The sequence below is a fragment of the Pseudoalteromonas sp. XI10 genome, from assembly GCF_001469895.1.
Lineage (GTDB): Bacteria > Pseudomonadota > Gammaproteobacteria > Enterobacterales > Alteromonadaceae > Pseudoalteromonas.
The window spans coordinates 38,896-63,147 of the sequence record NZ_LOPY01000050.1; the positions used below are offsets into that span (position 1 = coordinate 38,896).

At 41.9% G+C, this 24,252-nt stretch carries 20 protein-coding genes and 1 tRNA gene; 7 read left to right on the forward strand and 14 right to left on the reverse strand.

Annotated elements, in window-relative coordinates; translation table 11 throughout:
* The first annotated feature begins 137 nt into the window (after window positions 1-137).
* Window positions 138-476, forward strand: coding sequence for a BON domain-containing protein (locus AUR67_RS13690; protein WP_058585706.1), 339 nt, complete (start codon window positions 138-140; stop codon window positions 474-476).
* 27 nt (window positions 477-503) lie between these two features.
* On the opposite strand, the gene AUR67_RS13695 is transcribed toward AUR67_RS13690, so the two are convergent.
* A complete protein-coding gene (locus AUR67_RS13695) occupies window positions 504-1,436 on the reverse strand; it encodes a hypothetical protein (RefSeq protein ID WP_058585707.1) in 933 nt (310 codons plus the stop codon).
* Window positions 1,437-1,485: 49 nt separating this feature from the next.
* On the reverse strand, window positions 1,486-2,871 hold the full coding sequence (gene radA, locus AUR67_RS13700) for a DNA repair protein RadA (protein WP_058585708.1): 1,386 nt from the start codon (window positions 2,869-2,871) through the stop codon (window positions 1,486-1,488).
* A 353-nt stretch (window positions 2,872-3,224) separates the two neighbouring features.
* Between radA and AUR67_RS13705 the strand changes: the two genes are divergently transcribed.
* A complete protein-coding gene (locus AUR67_RS13705) occupies window positions 3,225-5,705 on the forward strand; it encodes a PilZ domain-containing protein (RefSeq protein WP_058585709.1) in 2,481 nt (826 codons plus the stop codon).
* Here the strand turns inward: AUR67_RS13705 and serB are convergent.
* Entirely contained in the window at window positions 5,688-6,707 is a 1,020-nt protein-coding gene (gene serB / locus AUR67_RS13710; RefSeq protein ID WP_058585710.1) for a phosphoserine phosphatase SerB, read from the reverse strand. The two genes, AUR67_RS13705 and serB, sit on opposite strands and share 18 nt — an antisense overlap.
* Before the next feature lie 125 nt (window positions 6,708-6,832).
* Between serB and AUR67_RS13715 the strand changes: the two genes are divergently transcribed.
* On the forward strand, window positions 6,833-7,453 hold the full coding sequence (locus AUR67_RS13715) for an AhpA/YtjB family protein (RefSeq protein WP_058585711.1): 621 nt from the start codon (window positions 6,833-6,835) through the stop codon (window positions 7,451-7,453).
* On the opposite strand, the gene AUR67_RS13720 is transcribed toward AUR67_RS13715, so the two are convergent.
* From AUR67_RS13720 to prfC, 4 genes are all read right to left on the reverse strand, one after another.
* Window positions 7,420-8,193 (reverse strand): TatD family hydrolase, encoded by a 774-nt coding sequence (locus AUR67_RS13720; protein WP_058585712.1) that lies wholly within the window; start codon window positions 8,191-8,193, stop codon window positions 7,420-7,422. The two genes, AUR67_RS13715 and AUR67_RS13720, sit on opposite strands and share 34 nt — an antisense overlap.
* Window positions 8,194-8,832: a pyridoxamine 5'-phosphate oxidase gene (gene pdxH, locus AUR67_RS13725; RefSeq protein ID WP_055020972.1), complete on the reverse strand. Its 639-nt coding sequence runs from the start codon at window positions 8,830-8,832 to the stop codon at window positions 8,194-8,196.
* Between the two features lie 412 nt (window positions 8,833-9,244).
* Window positions 9,245-10,987: an arginine--tRNA ligase gene (gene argS, locus AUR67_RS13730; RefSeq protein WP_058585713.1), complete on the reverse strand. Its 1,743-nt coding sequence runs from the start codon at window positions 10,985-10,987 to the stop codon at window positions 9,245-9,247.
* Window positions 10,988-11,048: 61 nt separating this feature from the next.
* A complete protein-coding gene (gene prfC / locus AUR67_RS13735; protein WP_058585714.1) occupies window positions 11,049-12,632 on the reverse strand; it encodes a peptide chain release factor 3 in 1,584 nt (527 codons plus the stop codon).
* 251 nt (window positions 12,633-12,883) lie between these two features.
* Here prfC and AUR67_RS13740 point away from each other — a divergent pair, with 251 nt between their 5' ends.
* Window positions 12,884-15,538 (forward strand): hybrid sensor histidine kinase/response regulator, encoded by a 2,655-nt coding sequence (locus AUR67_RS13740; protein ID WP_055020975.1) that lies wholly within the window; start codon window positions 12,884-12,886, stop codon window positions 15,536-15,538.
* On the opposite strand, the gene rimI is transcribed toward AUR67_RS13740, so the two are convergent.
* From rimI to guaB, 5 genes are all read right to left on the reverse strand, one after another.
* Window positions 15,535-15,981 (reverse strand): ribosomal protein S18-alanine N-acetyltransferase, encoded by a 447-nt coding sequence (gene rimI / locus AUR67_RS13745; RefSeq protein ID WP_054551230.1) that lies wholly within the window; start codon window positions 15,979-15,981, stop codon window positions 15,535-15,537. The genes AUR67_RS13740 and rimI overlap by 4 nt on opposite strands.
* Window positions 15,968-16,270 carry a hypothetical protein gene (locus AUR67_RS13750; RefSeq protein WP_054551229.1) on the reverse strand — a complete coding sequence of 101 codons (303 nt, stop codon included), beginning with the start codon at window positions 16,268-16,270 and terminating at the stop codon, window positions 15,968-15,970. Before AUR67_RS13750 ends, rimI begins: the two co-directional genes overlap by 14 nt.
* A 68-nt stretch (window positions 16,271-16,338) precedes the next feature.
* Window positions 16,339-16,415, reverse strand: a tRNA-Trp gene (locus tag AUR67_RS13755).
* A gap of 146 nt (window positions 16,416-16,561) precedes the next feature.
* Complete coding sequence (guaA, locus tag AUR67_RS13760) at window positions 16,562-18,139, reverse strand: glutamine-hydrolyzing GMP synthase (RefSeq protein ID WP_058585715.1); 1,578 nt, start codon at window positions 18,137-18,139, stop codon at window positions 16,562-16,564.
* Window positions 18,140-18,239: 100 nt separating this feature from the next.
* Entirely contained in the window at window positions 18,240-19,709 is a 1,470-nt protein-coding gene (gene guaB, locus AUR67_RS13765; RefSeq protein WP_054551225.1) for an IMP dehydrogenase, read from the reverse strand.
* A gap of 134 nt (window positions 19,710-19,843) precedes the next feature.
* Here guaB and xseA point away from each other — a divergent pair, with 134 nt between their 5' ends.
* Complete coding sequence (gene xseA / locus AUR67_RS13770; protein WP_058585716.1) at window positions 19,844-21,178, forward strand: exodeoxyribonuclease VII large subunit; 1,335 nt, start codon at window positions 19,844-19,846, stop codon at window positions 21,176-21,178.
* 2 nt (window positions 21,179-21,180) lie between these two features.
* Here xseA and AUR67_RS13775 read toward each other — a convergent pair whose 3' ends face one another.
* Both AUR67_RS13775 and cysE read right to left on the reverse strand, forming a co-directional pair.
* The gene (locus AUR67_RS13775) at window positions 21,181-21,828 is read right to left on the reverse strand and encodes a hypothetical protein (protein ID WP_235591843.1); all 648 of its coding nucleotides are present in this window, start codon (window positions 21,826-21,828) and stop codon (window positions 21,181-21,183) included.
* A 26-nt stretch (window positions 21,829-21,854) separates the two neighbouring features.
* Window positions 21,855-22,679: a serine O-acetyltransferase gene (cysE, locus tag AUR67_RS13780; protein WP_058585718.1), complete on the reverse strand. Its 825-nt coding sequence runs from the start codon at window positions 22,677-22,679 to the stop codon at window positions 21,855-21,857.
* A 341-nt stretch (window positions 22,680-23,020) separates the two neighbouring features.
* On the opposite strand from cysE, the gene AUR67_RS13785 reads away from it, so the two are divergent.
* Together AUR67_RS13785 and AUR67_RS13790 are read left to right on the forward strand one after the other, a co-directional pair.
* Window positions 23,021-23,422, forward strand: coding sequence for a hypothetical protein (locus AUR67_RS13785; RefSeq protein ID WP_201024594.1), 402 nt, complete (start codon window positions 23,021-23,023; stop codon window positions 23,420-23,422).
* Window positions 23,423-23,425: 3 nt separating this feature from the next.
* On the forward strand, window positions 23,426-23,743 hold the full coding sequence (locus AUR67_RS13790) for a helix-turn-helix transcriptional regulator (protein WP_058585720.1): 318 nt from the start codon (window positions 23,426-23,428) through the stop codon (window positions 23,741-23,743).
* Window positions 23,744-24,252 lie beyond the last annotated feature (509 nt).

The window sequence follows — 24,252 nt, forward strand, 5'->3', positions numbered from 1 at the left end:
AATTAGTTCACACTTTATTGCCCACACATCAAACCTATAAAAATAACCCAATCAAATTCAACAACTTAAATATTGGAATAATAATTGTAACAGGTTCAGCAATAGTTCACAGCAGACTAGATTAACGAGGGAATTGTATGAGCCGCTTCAAATTAACCGTAATACTTACATCATTAAGCTGTATTTTTTTACTTGCATGCGCAACGAACGTAAGCGCTAATACTAGTGTGCTAACAACAAGCACATCTGCGCAACCGCGCTTACAGCAAATGGCTTTGCAGAAGTTAACTCGTAACCCTAATTTTCACATTGAAAACCTGCAAGTGATTGTTGAGGGTGAAACTGTTGAACTAAAAGGCATTGCAGAAACAGGCTTTCAACGTGCTTTAGCACAGAAGTTTTTAGAGCATAGCCAAGGTGTGATGCAGATAAAAAACAACCTTAAAGTGAGTAAGTTAAATCACTCGTCACTTTAAGGCTAGGTTTACAAAAGAGGCTTGAGATTATTCGCCAGTTGCTTGTAGATTGATAAATTTTGCAAGCTCTTCTGGTTGACCCATCAGCATTTGAATTTGCTGATTAATCTCCATCATAGTCTTACCTTCTGGTAATTTAGCTGATACAGAGAAAGACGATAAACCATTCACAAAGTTGCTAATCGCTGTAGCAAGCTCTTCGCTCACTGGTACTTGCTGTAATTGCATCGCAACGACTTGCTTAAATTGATCATGAGTCATACCTTGTGCAGTTAAGAAGCTATCAACAACCGCTTTAAGCTCACCTTCATCAGCAATCGACATATTAATGCTACGTGGCTCTAACTGAGTGAGGGCTGCCATCATCTTCGATTGCTGTTGTAACTGCTGCTCTAAAGTAAGCTGACCATCAGCTGCTTCATTTTGCATCTGGCTCACAGCGAGTGATGCTTCCATCAGCGCTGTAGTTTTAGCTAAACCAAGATTAAAGTTAACGTCAGCCACCTCATTTGCAGTGACTTTAAGAGCAAAGTCGCTGTCGCCTGAAGCTTTATTATAATCAAGCGATGAGTCAACGTTATAGCTTGTTGATGCTAGCTTGTTATTAGAGTTTTCTGGCAGCTGCGCTAAAAATTCATCGCTAAAACGAAAGTTTTTCATAACAAAACCAGTGTGTGGCGGCACTGCATCTACTTCGTAACCCGACACATCAATACTATCGATTGTTGCAACAGGCTCATTGCTTAAACTATTTGAAACCGTGATCTCAGATAACTGCATGCTGCTATCAAAAATACTGGCTGAGATATCACTGTATTTAATTTCTACACCGCTTTGGATTGATAACGCACTGATTTGCTTATCAACCACCTTTTTCACTTCCTGTGTAGCTGCGTAATTTGCGTAAGCTACGCCACCGACAGCCGCAGCAACAACCGCTGCAATAATTAACTTCTTCATTTTATTTCCTTTAATTGGTGTAAATTTTTATCAGTGTATCAAATTGTATTTAGTTTATTAACGACAATAGCTCATGCACGGTTTTTATTGGGGTGATCTTAGCACCAAGGCCTTCCATTGATTTATGGTAATTACGATATGGAATAAAGATCTCAGTAAAACCGTGTTGCGCAGCTTCTTTAACTCGAGGTACGCCGCTGTCGATTGGTCTTACGTCACCATTTAAACTTAGCTCACCCATAATACAGGTGGTACGCGGTACAACAAATTCGTTCAAGCTGCTTAAAAGTGCTGCTACCAATGCTAAATCGATACAAGTCTCTGACTCATCGATTTTTAAACCACCAACAATGTTAAAAAAGGTATCGTGGAAGATTTTTGTTTTTGTGTGCTTACGTAAAATACCTGTTAGCATCTTGATACGATTCATATTCAAGCCAACACATACCCGCTGCGGGAATTCGGCTTCGGTTTCTGTGGTTAAACATTGTATTTCGAGTAGTAAGTTACGGTTACCTTTACGGATACAAGTGATAGCAGAGCCTGGAGACTCGGTACTAGAACCAGATAAAAAGATTTCGCTTGGGTTATCAACGCTCAACATTCCGCGCTCGCACATTCTGAAAATACCCACAGTGTCGATATCGCCAAAACGGTTTTTATTAGCACGCAGTGTTCTGACTTGGCCATCGTTAGTATCGATATGTAACAAGGCATCAACTATGTGCACGAGTGTTTGCGGCCCAGCAATTTCGTTATTTTTGTTTACATGAGCAATGATGAACATAGTGACATCATTTTGCTTACAATATTGTGTTAAAGCTTGCGCTGCACTTTTTACCTGTGAGGGTGAGCCAGGGCTACCATTTGCCGTTTCTGTTACCACGGCCTGAATTGAGTCAATAACCGCGAACTTAATTTTGTTTTTATCAAGCTCTTCAATGATGGCTTCAACACTGGTTTCAGACAGCAAGTAAAGCTCGTCTTCGTTGTAATCTAAACGTAAGCGATTCACACGGTTTTTAAACTGCGATAAAGATTCTTCAGCTGTGCAGTATAAAGAAGGCATTAGCTTTGACATACGTGCGACTAAATCTGACAGCAAGGTGGTTTTACCAGCACCAGGGTCGCCAGAAATAATATTAACAGAGCCTGTGGTTACGCCACCACTTAGTACTCTGTCTAGCTCACCTATTTCCGTGAGGCGTTTTTCGGCCTCTGTGGTCGCAACTTCATTGATTTTCTTTGAGCCACCGCTAGCGATACCGGCATAACCTGCCACTGCCGCACGGCTTGCCGCTTGCTTTGATTGCCCCGCTGAAGGCTTAAATTCTGCCAGCGTATTCCACGCTCCACACTTACACTGACCTTGCCAGCGTTGATAGTTCATGCCGCACTCAGTGCAGACAAATTCGATTTTTGCTGATTTTGCCATTCGGCCTTACCTATTTTGGTCGCTGTTTTGTGACTATTTCTGTATTTTCAAGCATATAATAGCTAAAGTAAAACATATGACTCAGGTAATTAATCTAGAGTCACTTTTGTAGTCACAAAAGATAATATGCTGTAACTTGCCCCATGAAAAACGCTTAATCATGCTAAGTGCTTAATTAAGAAATGGTTAAGGGCACAGTTTTTGCTTACAAATAAAACTTTACAGTGCTTGCCATTTAATTGGCGAATACATATAACAATAACTAATAAAATAAAAAACTAGTTACACTGCTTTGGCTTTCAATAGCCCGCTAGTATACCTACTTTTTTAGATAGACGGTGATGGTTTTATAAATGGCTGAAGACATACTGCTTAAATATGAAAGCCTAGTTGAAGAACTAAAGGCACATTTAGGCACTCCCCAGTTCGACAAACTGTTTAAATCAAAGACAGCTAGCTTAACTAAGCCAGAGCAGTTTCTGATCAAAATGGAAATGTCGCGCTTATCTCAGCCTGTAGCACGCTTTATTGATTTACGTGGCCAGGTAACCGGCCAAGTCAAACCCTACGAATATGATGGTAAGCAACACTTTATGGACGATACCGCCATTGAAGTGTTTGAAGATGCTATAAAGCGCCACGGTGGTTACACCCTTGCCGTTTACGAAGCGGTAATGAATACCGAAAACAATCACCGCGTAATGCAAAAAAAAGCCGCTGAACAAGCTTTAACTGACGATAGTAGCACGACAGAGCAGTCTGCTAAGGTCATTAAGTTTGCATCTTATGAAAGTCGCCGCGAAGAGCGGATGAACTACTCAATTAAAATTACCGTTGAACTAGATAAAGACAATAAGGTTGCCGCTTCTACCTCTGATATCTCTTTAAGTGGCGCAAAAATCAAGTTAGCACCACGGTATAAAGTTAAAAAAGGCCAATTAATTGGTCTGCGCTTAGTTGGCCTAGAGCAAGATTTTGAACTGGGCTTAAAAAACGGAATTCAATACGAAGTGGTTGCGGTAGAAAAAGTATCTCGTGAATACAACCATGTACGCTTAAAACGCACCTTTATTGAAAATAATGATAAGTTTGATGAGTTCTTAGAGAGCTTTATTCACGGTAATAAACGTCGCTATAAAGTGAACTTAGACAATACTTTAGATGCGGTTGTATCAAAAGGCTACGAGCAATACTACATTCCACGTGTTACCTCATTTTATACATTTTTAAGCTTACAAGGCGACAAGCTTTATCCTAGCCTTGCGTTAACCACAGAAAATAACATTTTTATTCAGCGCTATTTTTGTGATGAGCGAAAGTTGTCATGCTTATATAGCATTATCAATCAGCAACGTTTAGGTCACTTGCTCAGTTCACCTGATGCGGTAAAAGAAGAGTACCTGTATACCTTCACTCATACCGTTGCAGGCAAAATTTATTACTACTCAGCTACGCGAACTGAGCTTGATAGCCAACCACAACTGAGAGATTTATTCCTCGGCTTTGGTAGTCAAAAAGACAGTTGGCAGTGCTTTAAGCTTCAGTTGATGCCAAGCCACCCGGAAGATTCGTATATTCCGCTGTCGCTACCAAGCAGTGCTGGTAAAAACATCGAAAAACTAAATAAGCCACCGACACCACGGGTGCAGGGGTTGATTAAAGATGTTAAATATCTACTGATTTTGACCTCAGTGGGTACTAAGTTTGAACAACAAACATACCAACAGCTTGATTATAATAAAGATGCGGTAAACCAGCTTAAACAGTTTGGTCACAGTAAGCATAAAACGCCTCCTCATTTAGAGCCTGTGGCGCTTGAGTATGTGAACCTTCGTGCTCATAAACGCTATTTATACAAAACAGCTATCAGCATTGAACATCATGAGCAAACAATTACAGGCCATACTCGTGATTTGTCTGTGATGGGCTTGCAAATTGAATGCGACCAACCGGTTGAGTTCAAAAAAGGCGATATCATCAAACTAAACTTGCCTGATTTGCAAAAAATTACCAAAAAGCACGATTTAACAAATCTGGCTTATGAAGTAATGGCTATAAGTAAATCACTGACAACGGTAAATTTAAAAGTGCATAAAGTTGGTGACTTACCGCATATGGCGATTAAGTTTTTCACCGTATTAATCGATAACAACAAAGACAAATTACGTGTTTGTGAAGAAACCCCTAAAATTCCGGGGCTATCAACTGCACTCAGAAATATGGTGACCAAAAGCGTATGCCAATTCCCGTTTTATTTACATAAAGAAGCTGCCCACTTTAAAGCTGGCGCTATTGGCCAAGGCTTATATCCAAGCCCTCTTCATGTACTACTACAAAATTTTGCGTTATTGAACGAAACAACCAGCATCGACGGATTCTTATCAACGGATCAAATTACAGAAGTGATCACCCCGTTGATCAAAGACCGTAGTCGCCAAGATCCACCTCTGCCATTTACCCTATTTGTTCGCTTTGATCCGCGCCAAGCCGAAATAAGCGATGCAATTACCAGCCGCTGTATTAGTGAAGATGATTACAAACCACAAACTTTGTTTGTGAAAAAAGCGCTGAAAAACGATTTAGTCTTTGTATTTCGTTTATATGTATCACGAACTGGTCGCCCTGATATTGATTACTTAGCGAATGAGCTCAAATACATTAGTCAGTATGCATTACATAAAGCAAAAGACTTAGAAGAAGCACTATGGGCGGTAGCTGGTGTAGGTGATTTAATTGATATAACCGAAGAAGCGCTTACCCATTTTGATATTGACCAAAGGCTGATCAATGAAATGAGTAAACGCAAAGCGACCTGGCTAAAGCGAGTAATCTAACGGTAAAGAGAGTAAGTAAGCAACTTGCAGTAATGAGCCTTCATTAATTGCTGTTTGTGCTTGCTCAACTACTTTAGGTTTACCATGCACAGCAACACCAAGCCCTGCCGCAGCCATCATTTTCAAATCGTTCGCACCATCACCCATAGCAACAGTTTGGCGGTTGTTTAAGGTAAGCTTTTGTTCGATTCGTTTAAGTACACGGGCTTTTTCTTCAGCATCAACAATCGTGCCTATAACCTTGCCTGTTAAGCGGTTATCTTTAAATTCAAGGGTATTGGCATGCACTTCATCTAAATCAAGCAGTGACTGTACTTGCTCAGCAAATGGCACAAAACCACCTGATGCAATCGCTAAATGCCAGTTATGCGCTTTTAGGTATTGGCATAATTCACTCACGCCCGGCATTAGCGGTAAACGCGCTTTTAAGCCATCAATTAAGTCTACATCGATACCTTCTAGTTTAGCGACACGCTGCTTTAAGCTTTGTGCAAAGTCCAGTTGACCGGCCATTGCTTGCGCGGTTACAGCGGCAACTTCGTCATAAACATCGGCAAGACGCGCAATTTCGTCGATACACTCAATAGTAATGGCTGTTGAGTCCATATCCATCAGCAATAAGCCTGGCTCATTCACCGTGGGTGGATTAGTTAATTGCACCAACTGAATACCCAATTGCTTAGCAAACTCAACTAATACTAGTGGGCTAAGTACTGTTGTTGTATCGCTATGAAAGCTCCACGCTACTGGCATGTCTGCGATTGGCTGATAACAACAAAGCGATAAATTGCTAAACCCTTGCGCCGCTAAAAAATCACTAATCGCAAGTAATTGCTCAGCATTAAGCTCATTACCAAAGGCAACACTGAACACGCCTTGATTTGCTTTTGGCGTAAAGTCTGTTGTAATAAGGTGTTTGTTTTCAATTTTATACCAGCAATTTAGGCTGATTTGTTCTGCTAAATTTGCTGAAGGTGTAGCAGCTAAGCTAAGCTGTGACATAGTGGCTCCACATTAGACTTATGTCTGTCCTTGGTTGTGCATTTGGCACTCGCACTCAAGGGGCTGTTAAAGTTATCATGTTGTACCATCAAATTTAAAAGCTGTCAGTAACGTATACGGTGACTATGAAAAATAACCAACTTAAAATTCCCTTTTCAGCCACTTATCGCCAACGTGTTGTGCGCTTGAGCTTGGCTGCAGCCTGTTTTGTGCTGTTAAGTTGGGTTGCCATGAATAGTAGCTTTCAAAGCCACCAATTACTTTATGATAGTGCTGACAGCACCGCGATAAGCTTAACCAAGTTTATGGCACTAAATGCAAAAACCCCACTGCAAGAAAAAAACAAACCAGAGTTAAATGCTTTGTGTAATCATATTGCTGAAGATGAGTATGTGTTAGCGGCAACGATTTACGATCAACAAGGTATTCAAATTGCGGCCAGCGATAATTGGCAAAGCCACCACACTTTTGGTTTATTACCCGATTCAACGCCGGGTATCAGCAAGCTTAAAACTCCATTTGTAGAGCCGGTAATAAGTGATGGTGAAAGGCCTATTGGCTTTGTGTCGATTACCTATTTAACGCAGGCTTCTATTGCGACCAGTCACAGTAGTTTTCATGATTTAGGTCGCCAAGTGTTATTAATGTTAGTGATCACCTGTATTTTTACTTGGCAGTTAGGCCGCGGGTTAAAACACTGGCAAATCAACCGTTACATCAAAAAAAGCGCAGAACAAGAATCATAAAGTTCAGCAGCCAATTGCTGCTTGGCATCGCCTGTCGCGCCTTTAAGCTCACATAAATGAACAAATACATCACGCACCTTAAGTGGTGTATTAATCTGCCCTTGAAAACCAGCTAGCGGCATTGATGGCGAGTCGGTTTCAAGCACTAAATACTGCGGTTCAATTGTGCTTATAACTTTACGAGTTTTAGCAGCGCGCGGGTAACTTATCACGCCACCAACACCAAGCTTAAACCCTTGTTTAATATAACTATGAGCTTGTTGCTCTGAACCTGAAAAGGCATGAATAACACCTCCATACTTTGGCTTGCAGCGCTTAAATGAGCGAGCAATTAAGTCATGGCTTTGTCTGTGATGCACAATCAGTGGTAAAGCGAGTTGGTTGGCAAGCTCTATCTGCCCTTCAAAAAGCTGCGTTTGTTTATCGAGGTTGTCGATACTGCGATCAAGGCCGCACTCACCGATGGCAATAAACTGCCCTGAATTGGCTTTCGCTAACTGCTCTAGTTCAGCGAGATGATGAGTTTGGTGATCAGATAAAAAATAAGGATGTAAGCCTAAAGCCACTGAAATACTTGGCTCTGATTTAGCAAAAGAGAGTAGTTTTGTAGATTGTGCCAAGCTCACACCCGGCACAATAAAGTGCTCGATCCCTACTTGCTTGCATGCCTTGATGAGCTCTGTGCGAGTCTCATCAAATTCGCTAAAATCAAGGTGGCAGTGGGAATCGATAAAACGCATTTACGGATTTAAACGACCAAACTGCCAACTACCGTCGGCTTGGCGTTGATACATAAAGCGGTCGTGTAAGCGGTGTGCTCCGCCTTGCCAAAATTCGATTTTAGTAGGCTCAACACAATAGCCTCCCCAAAAATCAGGTAGTGGAATTTCACCCTCAGAAAACTTTTGCTTCATTTTCGCAAATGTTTCCATTAGTACCTTACGCGATGACACAGGACGACTTTGCTGAGATGCCCATGCAGCTAACTGGCTTTCTTTAGGGCGCGATAAAAAGTACTTAGCCACAGCCGTTGTTGGTAATGGTTTAGCTTCACCATAGACAATGACTTGTCGCTCCATGTGGTGCCACGGAAAGTGGAGAGAAATTTTGTTATTACCTTTAAGCTCCTGCGCTTTGCGCGAGCCGGTATTGGTAAAAAACACAAAGCCATTTTCATCAAGATGCTTTAACAGCACAATACGCTGCGAAGGCTGGCCATGTTCATCAACCGTTGCGACGACCATCGCCGTAGGATCAGGCAAATTAGTGGCAACAGCTTGCTCAAGCCATTTTTCAAACTGCTTGATTGGAGACGCATCAAGCATGTCTTCAGATAAACCGTCCTGTAAATATTCACGGCGAATATCTTCAAGTTTCATAAAATTCCCTCTATCGCTACTATCAGCTATCAGCTATCAGCTATCAGCTATCAGCTATCAGCTATCAGCTATCAGCTATCAGCTATCAGCTATCAGCTATCAGCTATCAGCTAAAGATTAATCAAGGTTATTGAGCTGTCAATTTTGTTGGGTTTCGCTACGCTCTACCCAACCTACGAAGCTAGGTTCTACAAGCTACTCCCCTAGCGCCTAGAGTCTAGGGCCTTCGATTTATGTTGGGTTTCGCTGCGCTCTACCCAACCTACGAAGCTATGAGTTCTTAAACTTTCTGCAAGTGTAGGAGTGCTAGCAAGGCAATGAGTTTATTTATGCCAAGGAGCATACGTGTTTTGTATGTGACTTAGGCTAAATAAACTCATTAACGCAGCTAAAGCGAACTACACGAAGCAGATTACATTTGTTCCATGACTTCGATACCTAAAAGATCCAATCCTGATTTCAACGTCTTCGCAACCAAATTACACAGTACTAAACGGCTATCACGAACACTTGGCTCTACGCCTTCTTTTAGAACTGGGCATGCTTCGTAGAACGTCATGTATAGGCTTGCTAGTTCGTATAGGTATCCACATAGTACGTGCGGTGTCGCTTCGCTGATCATTAGATCGAGTACTTCTTCTAACTGAAGAAGTTTAAGTGCCAGCGCTTTTTCTTGTGGCTCGTTGATTGCAACGTCGGCTGTTAATGACGCTGCATCGATACCTGATTTACGGAAAATACTGCGAACACGTGTGTATGCATATTGTAAGTAAGGCGCTGTCGCACCTTCGAAGCTCAGCATAGTGTCCCAGTTGAAGATATAGTCGCTAGTACGATGCTTAGAAAGATCCGCATATTTTACTGCGCCAATACCTACTTTACGGGCAATTTCGCTACGCTCTTCATCGCTTAAGTCTGACTCACGCTCAGCAAGTTTAGCGGCTGCACGAGTGATTGACTCTTCCAATAAATCAGCAAGCTTAACGGTACCGCCAGTACGTGTTTTGAATGGCTTACCGTCTTCACCCATCATGGTGCCGAATGGGCAGAACTCATAACTTGTTTCATCACGTAATAAACCTGCTTTACGTGCTGTTAGCTCAACTTGATTGAAGTGTAAGCTTTGACGTGCATCTACAAAGATTAAGATGCGATCAGCCCCCAATTTATTTGAACGGTAATCACAAGCAGCTAAGTCAGTTGTTGCATATAAGAAACCACCACCTGATTTCTGTACGATAAACACTGAAGGCTCGCCGTCTTTATTAGCAAGTTCATCTAAGAACACCACCTGTGCGCCATCAGACTCAACAGCAATATCTTTGTCTTTTAATAGTGCGATGATGTTTGCAAGTTCACTGTTGTAAGCACTTTCTGCCATGATGTCATCTTGCGTAAGTGTTACGTTTAGACGCTTATAAACTTCTTCAGAATGCTTTACAGAAGTGGCAATGAATAACTTCCAAAGTTTTTCACAGTGTGCATCGCCGCCTTGTAATTTAACAACGTAATCACGGGCTTTGTCGGCAAACCCTTCTTCATCATCGAAGCGTTTTTTCGCATCGCGATAGAAGGTTTCAAGATCGGCCAGCGCTACAGACTCTAAGTCTACGCCTTGGTTGATTTGATCTTCTAAGTGCGCGATTAACATACCGAACTGAGTACCCCAGTCACCCATATGATTTTGACGAACAACTTCATCACCACGGAACTCAAGAGCACGAACAACTGCATCACCAATGATGGTTGAACGTAAATGGCCTACGTGCATTTCTTTAGCAAGGTTAGGTGATGAGTAATCAACAACCACTTTTTGCGCTGTTGCATGAGGCGCAACTGCTAGCTTTTCGTCTTCGTTTGCTGCTTTTAAGCTAGCTGATAAAAACTCAGGCTTTAGGTGAATATTGATAAAACCAGGGCCCGCGATTTCAGTTTTTTCTGCGATATCAGCAAGGTCTAGGTTATCGATAATTTTTTGTGCAAGTTCACGCGGGTTTGATTTTAATTTTTTAGCCGCGCCCATTGCGCCATTGATTTGGTAATCACCAAACTGTGGGCGTGTGCTTTGTGTCACCGCTGGGTTAGTGTCTTCAGGTAACCCTGCTGCAACCATAGCAGCAATTGCTTTGTCGATTAAAAGAGTACGAATATTCATTGTAATTTTTACCTTTATGGCCCGCTGTACGGGCACTTAAATTTGAAGCAGACTTAGCGTATTAGTTTTCGCGTGTATGGTTAAACTTGATATCTGGATAGCGTTCCATCGACAAGTTTAGGTTTACACGGCTTGGGGCGATATAAGTAAGGTTATCGCCACCATCAAGCGCTAAGTTGCTTTCGCACTTACGCTTAAACTCTTCAAGCTTTTTGGTATCGTCTGAGCTTACCCAACGTGCAGTGTTAACACTCACACCTTCGTAAATCGCATCAACGTTGTATTCTGCTTTTAAGCGGGCAACAACTACGTCAAACTGTAGTACACCGACCGCACCAACGATAAGGTCGTTATTGATAAGCGGTCTAAATACTTGCACAGCACCTTCTTCAGATAACTGAACTAAGCCTTTTAACAATTGCTTTTGTTTTAATGGATCTTTTAAGCGAATACGACGGAATAATTCTGGCGCGAAGTTAGGAATACCACCAAACTTCATTTTTTCACCTTGCGTGAAGGTATCACCAATTTGAATTGTACCGTGGTTGTGTAAACCAATGATGTCACCTGCGTAAGCATCTTGCGCTCGTTCACGGTCACCGGCCATAAAGGTTACCGCATCAGAAATACTGACTTGCTTACCAATACGTACATGGTTCATTTTCATACCTTGGCTATATTTGCCAGATACAATACGCATAAAGGCGATACGGTCACGGTGTTTAGGGTCCATGTTCGCTTGGATTTTAAATACGAAACCAGAGAAGTTATCTTCAGTTGCTGCAACTTGGCGGTCTTCTGTTTCACGAGGTAATGGCGCAGGAGCCCACTCAGTTAAGCCATCAAGAACATGGTCAACACCAAAGTTACCAAGTGCTGTACCAAAGTAGACTGGTGATAATTCGCCAGCTAAGAACAGATCTAAATCAAACTCGTGCGATGCACCAATAACAAGCTCTAGCTCTTCACGAAGTTGCTCAGCAAGCTCACCGCCAATAGCATCATCAAGTTCTGGATTATCTAAACCTTTAATAACGCGAACTTCTTGAATTGTGTGGCCTTGACCTGTGCTATACAAAATCGTTTCTTCACGGTGAATGTGGTAAACACCTTTAAACTCTTTACCACAACCAATCGGCCAAGTTACCGGCGCACAGGCAATGTTTAGCTCAGTTTCAACTTCGTCTAATAACTCCATTGGATCACGAATATCACGGTCACACTTATTCATGAAAGTTACGATAGGTGTGGTACGTAAGCGTGTTACTTCCATTAATTTACGAGTACGATCCTCAACACCTTTCGCTGCGTCGATTACCATTAGGCATGAGTCAACTGCAGTCAGTGTACGATAAGTATCTTCAGAGAAGTCTTCGTGCCCTGGAGTATCAAGTAAGTTAACTAGACGCTCGTTGTAAGGAAATTGCATGACAGACGTAGTTACCGAGATACCACGTTCTTTTTCCATTTCCATCCAGTCTGATTTTGCGTGCTGGTTTGAGCCACGACCCTTTACGGTACCCGCTTTTTGAATCGCTTGTCCGAACAACAGAACTTTTTCTGTAATAGTGGTTTTACCCGCATCCGGGTGCGAGATGATCGCAAAGGTGCGTCGTTTATTAATTTCGGTAGTTAAATTAGACATGTAAGCTGCTTTTAGTCATAACAAAGCGCACTTAACTGCCTTATAAATTATAAAGCTCGGTGCGCACTGTAAAAATAAAATAGAATTGCCAAGTATTATACCTTGTTTGTCTTAGCCAAAAAAGCAGCGATTGTAAGTAATTATTCACCTTTCGTTGAGGATTTTCGTTGTTCACTTTTTTGCTAAGCTTGTGTAATCAAGTTGTAACGCATACTATTGATAAATTGCACGGAGGGATATCAATTTAGGTCATGAAAACCAGTAAGCTCAGTATTCGATTATTATGGTATATCACACCATTAGTGATCTTACCTTTGTTGTTTTTAGGTGGCTTTACGTTAACCAATGTGACCAATTCAACAAAAAAACAAGCTGAGCTAATTGTCAGTCGCTTTGTTGAGCAACAACAGCAAAAAATCTTCAATTACATTGACTCATTTCACTCGATTACCCGCTTGCTTTCGACCTCCCCTGTACTGGCAGACTTTTTAGCCCGCGAACCCGAATCAAAAAATCAATACATTGAACGCCTTGGCGAATTAATGAATGTATTTGCAAGTTATTCAGAAGCTTACCCTGACATTGTAAGTATTAACTATGTTGCCCCAGACGGTAAAAGCGATGCATTTTATTCAAGCCAATTAACCCCTGCGCCGAAAAGTTACCCGTTTTTTGATCAAGTACTGCAATCAAATTTGCGCCAACAGCAATTTATGATCTCCAAAGAAGATGGCTCGACTAGCCTGTACTTTGTGCACCCAATTTATAATATCGATTACTACTTAAAACAGCCGCAGCAACTTGGGTTTATTGTTGTCCATGTTGAACCATCGATACTAAACGCCAGTATTTTAGAAGCGCCTTTTAATAACACCCTAAATTTGTTTTTGACTACTAAAGGGCAAATTTTATTTAGCTCAGACTATGACCTACGTGGCAGTTACCTAAGTGAATACGAGCTTGAACAAATAAAGAGTTTGGCCGATTACGGCAAACTAGCCAGTATTGAGCTGTCTAGTATCGATAAAGAAGAGCGCATCATCTACGCGGTACAAATGACCGACGGTGATTATTTTATCTCTACCACTCCCAAAGATTTGCTATATCAGTCTGGTAAAGCCATCAGTTTAATTACTGCATTAATTGTTATTATTTCGGTGATTTCACTGCCTATTTTGATCTACATTGTGGTACGCAACTTACTACTTACCCCAGTCGAATTATTAGGGGCTGCAAGTCATCGAGTTGGGGATGGTGATTTATCGGTGTATTTGCCCGCCCACACAAATGATGAAGTAGGTGTGCTTTTTAATGACTTTAATCACATGGTGAACCAAATTCGTCATTACCAAGACGAGCTTGAAGAATATAAACATCACCTAGAAGAAAAAGTAGAGAGCCGTACTAAAGCCCTCGAAGCAATGAATAGCAAGCTAGAAGTGGCAATCGCGCAAGCTGAGCAAGCAAACCAACTGAAAAGCCGCTTTTTAGCGAATATGAGCCATGAAATTCGTACGCCACTTACCGCAATTATGGGCTTTACAGAGCAACTTCTGCACAACAAAGATGCGGTGAATGATGAGCAGCATTTAAGCACCATTTTACGTAACTCTAAACACTTGCTTGAGCTCATCAATAACATTCTTGATTTATCAAAAATTGAAGCTGAAAAACTCGCCGTTGAGCGCGGGCCATGTAATGTAGTGCAGCTTATTCATGATATTGATTCGATTATTCGCCCACTGGCTAATGAGAAGCAGCTGGCGTTTAATATCAACTACAAGCTACCAATACCCAAAACTATTAATAGCGATACCACACGTTTAAAACAAATCTTGATCAATATAGCCAGCAATGCGGTTAAATTCACTGAGAAAGGCAGTATCTCGATTGATATTAGCTACAACAGCGAAAAACAGCATTTACAATTTGCGATTCAAGATACCGGTATCGGTATGTCTGAGCGCGAAGTCGAGCGGGTATTTAAACCGTTCGAACAAGCCGATGCGACGACAACTCGCCGCTTTGGTGGTACGGGTCTTGGTTTGTGTATTTCAAAGAACTTAGCCCAACTGCTAGGCGGTGATGTACAACTGATTAGTGAACCTGGAAACGGCAGTTGTTTTACCGTACAAGTTGCTGCTCACTTAAATGCCGAACAGCTTAAGTACGAGGCCTTTATTCATAGCTACGAGCAACTATCACCGAGTAAAGACGTTCAGCTTTCATTCGCAGCAAACAGTTTTGATGCCAATATACTGGTGGCCGAAGATAACCCAGATAACCAGTTGCTGATCAAACTACTGTTACAAACTTGGGGGCTTGAGCCTGATATCGCGAAAAACGGTGCAGAAGCAGTAGAAATGGCATTAGTTAATGATTATCAGCTGATCATCATGGATATGCAGATGCCAGTAATGGGTGGCTTAGAAGCAACGCAAATGCTACGTCACGCAGCCTATGATGGCCCTATCATTGCGCTTACGGCCAATGTAATGAAGACTGATGTTGATACCTATATTGAAGCGGGCTGTGATGAAGCACTCGCCAAACCAATCGACAAAGATGCCCTAGAGCAAGTGCTTGTAAGCTACTTACATATCGAAAAAGACAGTCAAAACAAGTGGGAAAACTTACTAAAAAGTGAGAAGTTCCAACAAATTAACGACAACTATCGCTCAAAATTACCTGATTACTTAAGCCAAGTTGTGCAGTTGTATCGCGCTAAAGAATGGGAAGCGCTACGTTCATTAGCACACAGCTTAAAAGGCAGTGCGGGGTGTTTTAGTTTTGAAGCTATTCATAAGACAGCTGGTCAGCTTGAAAATGCGCTACGCAGTAATCAAACTGAACAGGTGGAGCAATGCTACGATGCGCTTATCAATGCCCTTGAAGAAGCATCTTAAAGGCTAAAGCTCATCCCCATTAAAATAGCGTCTTCGTTGCCTGTCGCGGTTGGATAGTAGTTCTTGCGCACCGACATATGTGAAAAGCCAGCGCTTTCATACAGGCCAATAGCAGGAGCATTCGACTCACGCACTTCTAAGAATAGGTTTTCAGCTTGGTGCTGCTCGCCGTGCTCAATAAATGCATTTAACAACTGCTTAGCAATGCCCTGCCCTTGGTACTTCGGCGCAACACAAATATCCATTAAAGTGTAATCTGGGCCCGCTTGTTCACCAATATAAAAACCTAGCATCTCATCACCTTGAAAAGCGGCCAGGTTAAAATAACGCCCAGCTAAACACGAAAGCATGGTTTTCTCTGTCCACGGGTGACTATGGCAGGCGTTTTCGATAGCCATTAACTGGCTAATATAGGTTGCATCTACAGGTTTAAAGCTTATCAAGTTGTTCACCGATTAAAGACCAAAGTTGTTTTTTCTGCTCGCCATTCAGCTTATCGCTTGGTAAGCCTAAGCAGCCCTCTTGCCAGCTAATACTCGTTGCTTTAACGATTTGGGTAATAACTAACGGCGCAAATGCTTTTTCGAGGTCTTGGTGAAACTGTAACGGAAGCGTCAGTGTTTCTTGTTGAGTGTTTGGTATCTGTTCGCCAGAAGTATCAGGCGCAGTTCGATAGTGTTGATTCAACTCTAAAGATTGTACAGAGAATATCGCAGCGTAACTTGGATTCATAACAACTCAATCATGATTAAGAGCAAGTAATATAGGGAGATTTGCGATTAAAGTAAAGAAGGAAGAAATGGCAGGGGCGGAGAGATTCGAACTCCCAACCGTCGGTTTTGGAGACCGCTGTTCTACCAATTGGAACTACGCCCCTGCAATGACGACGAATTATATAGAGCTTTTTTCAAAGGTAAAGTAAAAAAACACAGTTTTTAGTTTAACTGCTTCTTAAATAAACAAAACGGCGAATTAGCAAGCTAATTCGCCGTTTTTGTACCAATTCAGGTCAGAATAATAAAATTATTCCCACTCGATTGTTGCCGGTGGCTTACCTGAAATATCGTAAACAACACGTGAGATACCATCGATTTCGTTGATGATACGGTTAGAAACCACACCTAAGAACTCATAAGGTAAATGTGACCAACGTGCCGTCATGAAGTCGATTGTTTCTACACAACGTAGCGATACAACCCAGTCGTATTTACGCGCATCACCCATTACACCTACCGATTTAACTGGTAAGAATACAGTGAAGGCTTGACTTACTTTGTGGTAAAGCTCTGCTTTGTGTAGTTCTTCAATGAAGATAGCATCTGCGCGACGTAGTAAATCACAGTACTCTTTCTTGATTTCACCAAGTACACGAACACCTAAACCAGGACCTGGGAATGGGTGACGGTAAAGCATGTCGTATGGTAGACCAAGCTCAAGACCAATTTTACGTACTTCATCTTTGAATAGCTCACGTAACGGCTCAACAAGACCCATTTCCATATCGTCTGGTAAACCACCTACGTTGTGGTGAGACTTGATTACGTGTGCTTTACCTGTTGCTGATGCAGCAGATTCGATTACGTCTGGGTAGATAGTACCTTGACCTAACCATTTAGCGCTTTTCAGCTTTTTAGCTTGCTCGTCAAATACTTTAATGAAGGTATGGCCAATCGCTTTACGCTTATCTTCAGGGTCATGTTTACCAGCAAGATCTGCTAAGAATTGATCTTCAGCATCTACCTTCACAATGTTTAGGCCAAACTTGTTGCCGAACATATCCATAACTTGCTGACCTTCGTTTAAACGAAGAAGACCGTTATCAACGAATACACACGTTAGCTTGTCGCCGATTGCACGGTGAATAAGCATGGCAACAACAGATGAATCAACACCACCTGATAAACCTAAGATAACTTCGTCATCACCTACAGTTTCCTTAATACGCTCAATAGCATCGTCGATGATTTTAGCTGGTGTCCATAGCTTTTCACAGCCACAGATATCAATCGCGAAGCGCTCAAGTAAACGTAAACCTTGGTGAGTATGAGTTACTTCTGGGTGGAACTGTACGCCGTAAAAACGTTTTTCTTCCCAAGACATTGCAGCATGTGGACATGTTGAAGTTTTAGCAGTTGTTTTGAAAGTCTCTGGTACTTCCATCACTTTATCGCCGTGGCTCATCCAAACGTCTAATACGCCTGCACCGCCGTCAGTAATGTGGTCTTCGATAGCATCGAATAACGCACAGTTACCTACTTTTTCAACTTGCGCATAACCAAACTCTTTCTTATCAGAGCTGTGAACGCTACCACCTAGTTGCGTTGCCATTGTTTGCATGCCGTAACAGATACCAAGTACTGGCACGCCTGCGTTAAATACATACTCAGGAGCACGTGGGCTGTTTTCAAGTGTTGTAGACTCAGGGCCACCCGACAAAATAATACCTTGTGGATTAAATTCGCGGATTTGCTCTTCAGTTACATCCCATGCCCATAGCTCACAGTAAACACCAATCTCACGTATACGACGTGCGATTAACTGTGTGTATTGCGAACCAAAATCTAAAATGAGAATTCGTGAATCGTGAATGTCTTTGCTCATGGAGTATCTCGTTAGTCAGGAACTGCTCTCCCAAAGGGAGATGATCAATAAATTAGGGCTAGCAGATGCTAGCCCATGTAATTTCAATACCTTAAGGTAATTAACCTAAGCGGTAGTTTGGCGCTTCTTTAGTGATTTGCACGTCGTGAACGTGTGACTCACCCATACCGGCTGAAGTTACGCGAACAAATTGAGGTTTAGTATTTAACTCTTCAATTGTTGCACAGCCTGTTAAGCCCATTGCACTGCGAAGACCGCCCACCTGTTGGTGAATGATTGTCGCGATAGGACCTTTATAAGCAACACGGCCTTCGATACCTTCAGGAACAAGCTTGTCTGCTTCGTTCGATTTTTGGAAGTAACGGTCTGATGAACCTTCTTTTTGGTCCATAGCACCAAGGCTACCCATACCACGGTATGATTTGTAGTAACGACCTTGATATAGCTCAACTTCACCCGGTGCTTCTTCAGTACCGGCTAACATTGAACCCACCATTACACATGATGCACCAGCAACAAGTGCTTTTACGATGTCACCAGAGAAACGGATACCACCGTCAGCAATAACAGGAATATCACGGCCTTTTAAGCCTTCAACTGCGTCAGAAATAGCAGTAATTTGTGGAACACCACAACCTGTTACGATACGAGTAGTACAGATAGAACCAGGGCCGATACCAACTTTAACAGCATCAACACCCGCATCAGCAAGGGCAATCGCGCCTTCAGCTGTTGCAACGTTACCTGCTACGATTTGTAGATCTGGGTATGCTTGACGTGTTTGTGCAACACGGTCGATAACACCTTGTGAGTGGCCATGTGATGTATCGATAAGTAATACGTCAACACCTGCTTCAACAAGTGCTGCGATACGCTCATCAGTACCCGCGCCAACACCAACAGCTGCACCTACACGTAGACGACCTTGCTCGTCTTTACATGCATGCGGCTTGTCTTGTGCTTTTTGATAATCTTTTACAGTGATCATGCCTTTCAGTTTAAATGCATCATCAACTACGAGAATTTTTTCGATACGGTGCTCGTGCATTAGACCTAAGATTTCATCACGGTCTGCACCTTCTTTAACAGTCACTAACGATTCTTTTTTCGTCATTACTGTAGAAACAGGTTGCTCAAGTTTCGTTTCAAAACGCATATCACGGCTTGTCACAATACCAACAAGGTTATTGTCAGCGTCAGTTACAGGGAAACCTGAAAAACCTTTGTCTTCTGAAAGCGCGATAGCATCAGCAATTGTAAGATCCGCAGTCACAGTAACAGGGAAAGAAACAATGCCCGCTTCGTAAGTTTTAACTTTACGAACGTTTTTAGCTTGCTCTTCAATTGTCATGTTTTTGTGGATGAAACCTAAACCGCCCTCTTGCGCTAAAGCAATCGCCAAGCGTGCTTCTGTTACAGTATCCATAGATGCTGAAACTAGCGGCAAGTTAAGATTGATACCACGCGTTAAGCGAGTTGAAATATTTGCCGTGTGTGGCAAAACAGTAGAATGACCTGGTACTAAAAGTACGTCGTCAAAGGTAAGAGCTTCTTTAGCGATTCTTAGCATAGTGCAACTTCTCACATGTGGATCTGAGTATAAGGAATTGCGGCCAAATTTTATCAGCGTTGTGAGCACGAGTAAATAAAATTATTCATTTATTTGTGTTAAAGTACACAGAGAATTTTTTACTGGGGTTTTTAATGGCTTTTACGCAATCAACACAGCCTGTTTACACGGTCTCGCGCCTAAATAAGGAAATTCGCCATGTTTTAGAACAAGGCTTTTCATCGCTTATCTTAAATGGCGAAATTTCTAACTTTATAGCCCCTGCATCTGGACACTGGTATTTCACTTTAAAAGACGACCGAGCACAGGTAAAAGCGGCAATGTGGCGCGGCAATAATCGCGGCCAAACTTTTCGCCCGAGCAATGGCGCTCAAGTAACTGTGCGTGCCCGCGTATCTTTGTATGAACCTCGTGGTGATTATCAGCTGATTGTTGAGCATATGGCCCCTGCAGGTGAAGGCTTATTAAAGCAAGAATTCGATGCGCTAAAAATGCGCTTAGCTGCCGAAGGCCTATTTAGCTCAGCCCACAAAAAACCATTACCAACCAATATTAATCGCGTTGGGGTGATCACCTCAGCCACAGGTGCGGCTATACGCGATATTCTAACGGTACTTAAACGCCGTGCTCCGCAGCTTGAAGTCGTGATTTACCCAGCTATGGTGCAAGGTGCAGATGCACACAGCCAATTAATAGAAAAAATAAACATCGCCAATCAACGCAATGAAGTAGATGTGCTTATTTTAGGTCGCGGTGGTGGTTCACTCGAAGATTTGTGGTGTTTTAACCATGAGCAATTAGCTCGCGCTATTTTTGAAAGTAGCCTACCTATTGTTAGCGCCGTTGGTCACGAGGTCGATACTACAATTAGTGATTATGTTGCCGATATTCGCGCCGCAACACCTTCTGCAGCCGCGGAGCTAGTTAGTCCAAATACCGAAGAGCTACATAACAAAGTTACGCAGTTAGTTAGGCACTTAAATCATGCCTTTAAACACTCTTTAGCTGTAAAACGCAGTACTGCCACTCAATTTGAGCACCGCTTGCAGCTTTGCCACCCGCGTAATCAACTCAATCAACAAGCGCAAAAACTAGATGAACTTAGTTTGGCCTTACACAGCGCAATGAGTGGCAAAATCCAGCGATATGAGCGAGTACTTGCTAACCTAACACCACGTTTGATGCAACGCTCACCCGAAAAGCAGTTAGCGAAAAGCGAGCATCAGCTCACGCAATTACATGCCCGCCTTACACAAGCGATGCAACAACAGCTTTCAAGTTCTCGAAACCAGCTTTCCTTACAAGCGAGTCGTTTAGATTCTGTGAGTCCGCTCAGTGTGTTAGCACGTGGTTACAGCATTACTAAAAACCAGCACGGTAGTGTAGTGAAATCGGTTAACGATGTAAGCGTAGGTGAGCTTATAACCACCGAGCTTGCAGATGGGCAGCTACAATCAAAAGTTGTATAAAATTACTGCGTGCTTGCGATGATTGTTAGACTATCGTCACTTGAGGTGGTGGAGGTAAATTTAAATTGCTTCCACCAGCTTTGTTCCATCATCTTATCGGTCATGTTACGCCAATAATGACTTGGCAAATCATCAACATCCTCTGGTTGCAATAGCTTAAACTGACACACAGAGCTTTTGCATGTAGAGACACTAAGCTGTGGTTGCACTGGTAAATCGGCCATGATTAAAAAATCACTCATGGCTGTTTCAACTTGATAGGCCCAAGCCTCATCCCGAGATTGCTCTTCTAACAAGGTATAAAGTTCATCCAGGTGTGAGTCGATTTGCTGTGGAGGTATCGCACTTGAACGGTAACTGGCAATTACCGCTTGTTGATTTTCGACTTGTAACTTTAACTCTGCTATTTGTTGCTCAAGCTCGCTTTTGCTATCAGCTACTGAACTATCTGAATTAACTTCAACGACTTGTTTATTAATTACAGGCGCAACAGTTATAGCTTGCGGCTCTGGTGCTTGAGCTATTTGTTCTTCAACAAATTGTTGCTGATAAGTTTGCGGCTGTTGTGGAGTAGATTGAAAAAGTGACATAGCGACAGCGCCACAAATAAATGACGCTGCAACAGCTAATCCGAAGGATAATTTAGACAATTCCATTGCTCTTTTATCGTGTAAAACTACAACATAGCACTGGTGTGGGAGGCATTACTAGCGGAAGTCGTGCCATCATCTAAAAAGTTTTGATTCATGCTTTCAGCTGGACAGGGACAGCTCGGTTTGCCAACCACTTTAGCAGGCACACCAACCACAGTTGTGTGTGCTGGAACCGCACTTAACACAACAGAGTTTGCACCAATACGCGCCCCCTCTCCTACTTCGATATTACCTAGTACTTTGGCGCCTGCACCAATTAATACACCAGCGCGAATTTTCGGATGACGGTCACCTTGCTCGTTACCCGTACCACCTAAGGTTACAGATTGTAGAATAGATACGTTATCTTCAATAACCGCTGTTTCACCAATTACAATCCCAGTTGCATGGTCAAACATAATACCATGACCAACTTTACAAGCAGGATGGATGTCAACGCCAAATACTTCTGAGGTTCTGCTTTGAATGAAGCGAGCAAGCTCTTTTCGGTTTTGTTGCCATAAGCAATTTGCGAGTCGGTGTGCTTGTATTGCATGGAAGCCTTTAAGGTTCAAAATAACAGTTAAGTAACTATCGGCCGCAGGGTCGCGATCTTTAACTGCTTTTATATCATGAGCCACATGCGTCAGCATTAGGTCACATTTAACAAAGGCTTGGTCGAATAATTCACGAATAGTAAATGCTGATACCACCGCATCTGCAAGTTTATTTGCCACAATAAAGCTCAGCGCCGAACCTAAGCATTCATGATTTAACACACACGAATAAACGTGACTTGCTAAAAGCGGTTCGCGGGAAACGACTTCGTTTGCTTCATCTCGAAGCTTTTGCCAAATTTCATGACGCATAATATTGCCTTTCTGGTTGTACCTAACTGCTAAGCCTTAAGTTTAACGGATTTGTAGCAAGATGTACTAACCCGTTGTTTATTTGTTCTGGTTATATCTAATAACCAGAGTAACAATACTTATTTATACTCTTTTTGCTGTACTTTTTTGCCAATCGCATATGACAGTAGCAAATTCTAATACCAGCCGATAAATTTAATTAAAGTGCTTATTTTTCAACAACAAAACAGATATGACATCTTGCCTGTCATATGCCAAAATAGGAACTGGCATATCGCTGACGGCGTAAAAAACAAAAATAATCATTAAATTTACATCATCAACTTAACAAGGAAACGATGATGAAAAACGACGTACTAAACTCACACAAACTAGGTTATAAATTTTACTTTCAAGATGGTGACAACCAAATCGCATGCTTTGGTCATATCATGAGTGGTAAAGAACAAGTATATGTAAACGACGAATTAGTAAGTGAAAAGCGCAGCTTCGGCTTTAAAAGTCATCATGACTTTAACTACCAAGGTAATGCTTATGCAGTCAAATTCGAGATGAAAAATATACTCACAGGCAAGCTTGAATGTTCGTTTTATAAAGCTGACAAATTAGTTAAACAGAGCACACAAACCTCACTTACTGATAATCCAAAACAAGTGGCTTTGGTTACCTTAGGCTGTTTTATTGGTGGCGCAATATCGGGTTATGCAGTCGTTACTTTTATTGAACCATTTCTTGGGAAGTAAGTAATGCAACTGAACCCTAATACAATAAAAGCACTTAGACTTAAATTCGATTGGACGCAGCAGCAATTGGCCGATGCCTGTGATGTAAGCCTACGTACCATTCAACGAGTTGAAAAAGAAGGTGCGGCATCAAAAGAAACCACCATGAGCCTATGCGCAGTTTTTGAAGTGCGCCAAGGTGAACTTATTAAGCTCGATGACGAAGTATCTGAACAAAGCACAACACATGCAGTGAGTAAGCAAAATCTCGCTGCAATCGTAGCGGCTTCTTCGTTTGTAAGTTTTGCCCTTGGTATGGCAACGGTATTTGCTATTTTTTAGGAGTGATAGATGACCAAAGAACAACGCGGCTACGCCACACTTATCGGCTTTGTAATAGCAACCATGCTATTTGCGCTAGCAGTTAAAATTGGCGCAATGCTTTAGCATTTCTAAGCATATAAATAAAATATAACTGTCAGAACTGAGCGTTAAGCTAGGTGCTGGCAGTTTTTTCATATCAGCACCTACAAATACCTGTAGATATCTACTTTCAAATAGCCAAGCTATAAGTAAAAGACAACACCTTATTAATTGTTTTTTATATAAACCACGGTGAAAACCCAGCATTTATTGCTAATCTTAAAAAAGTGACAATGGCTAGGAACTAATGTGGTTGAATCAAAAGAGTTTCTAAAATCAATACTCGATACGATCTCTGAACATATTGTGGTGATTAATGACTCGGGTGATATCAAGTTTGTAAATCGTAGTTGACAGACATTTGGCGATGAGAATAATTGCCAGTGTAACACTCAATGGGAAGATCAAAACTACCTTGCTATTTGCAA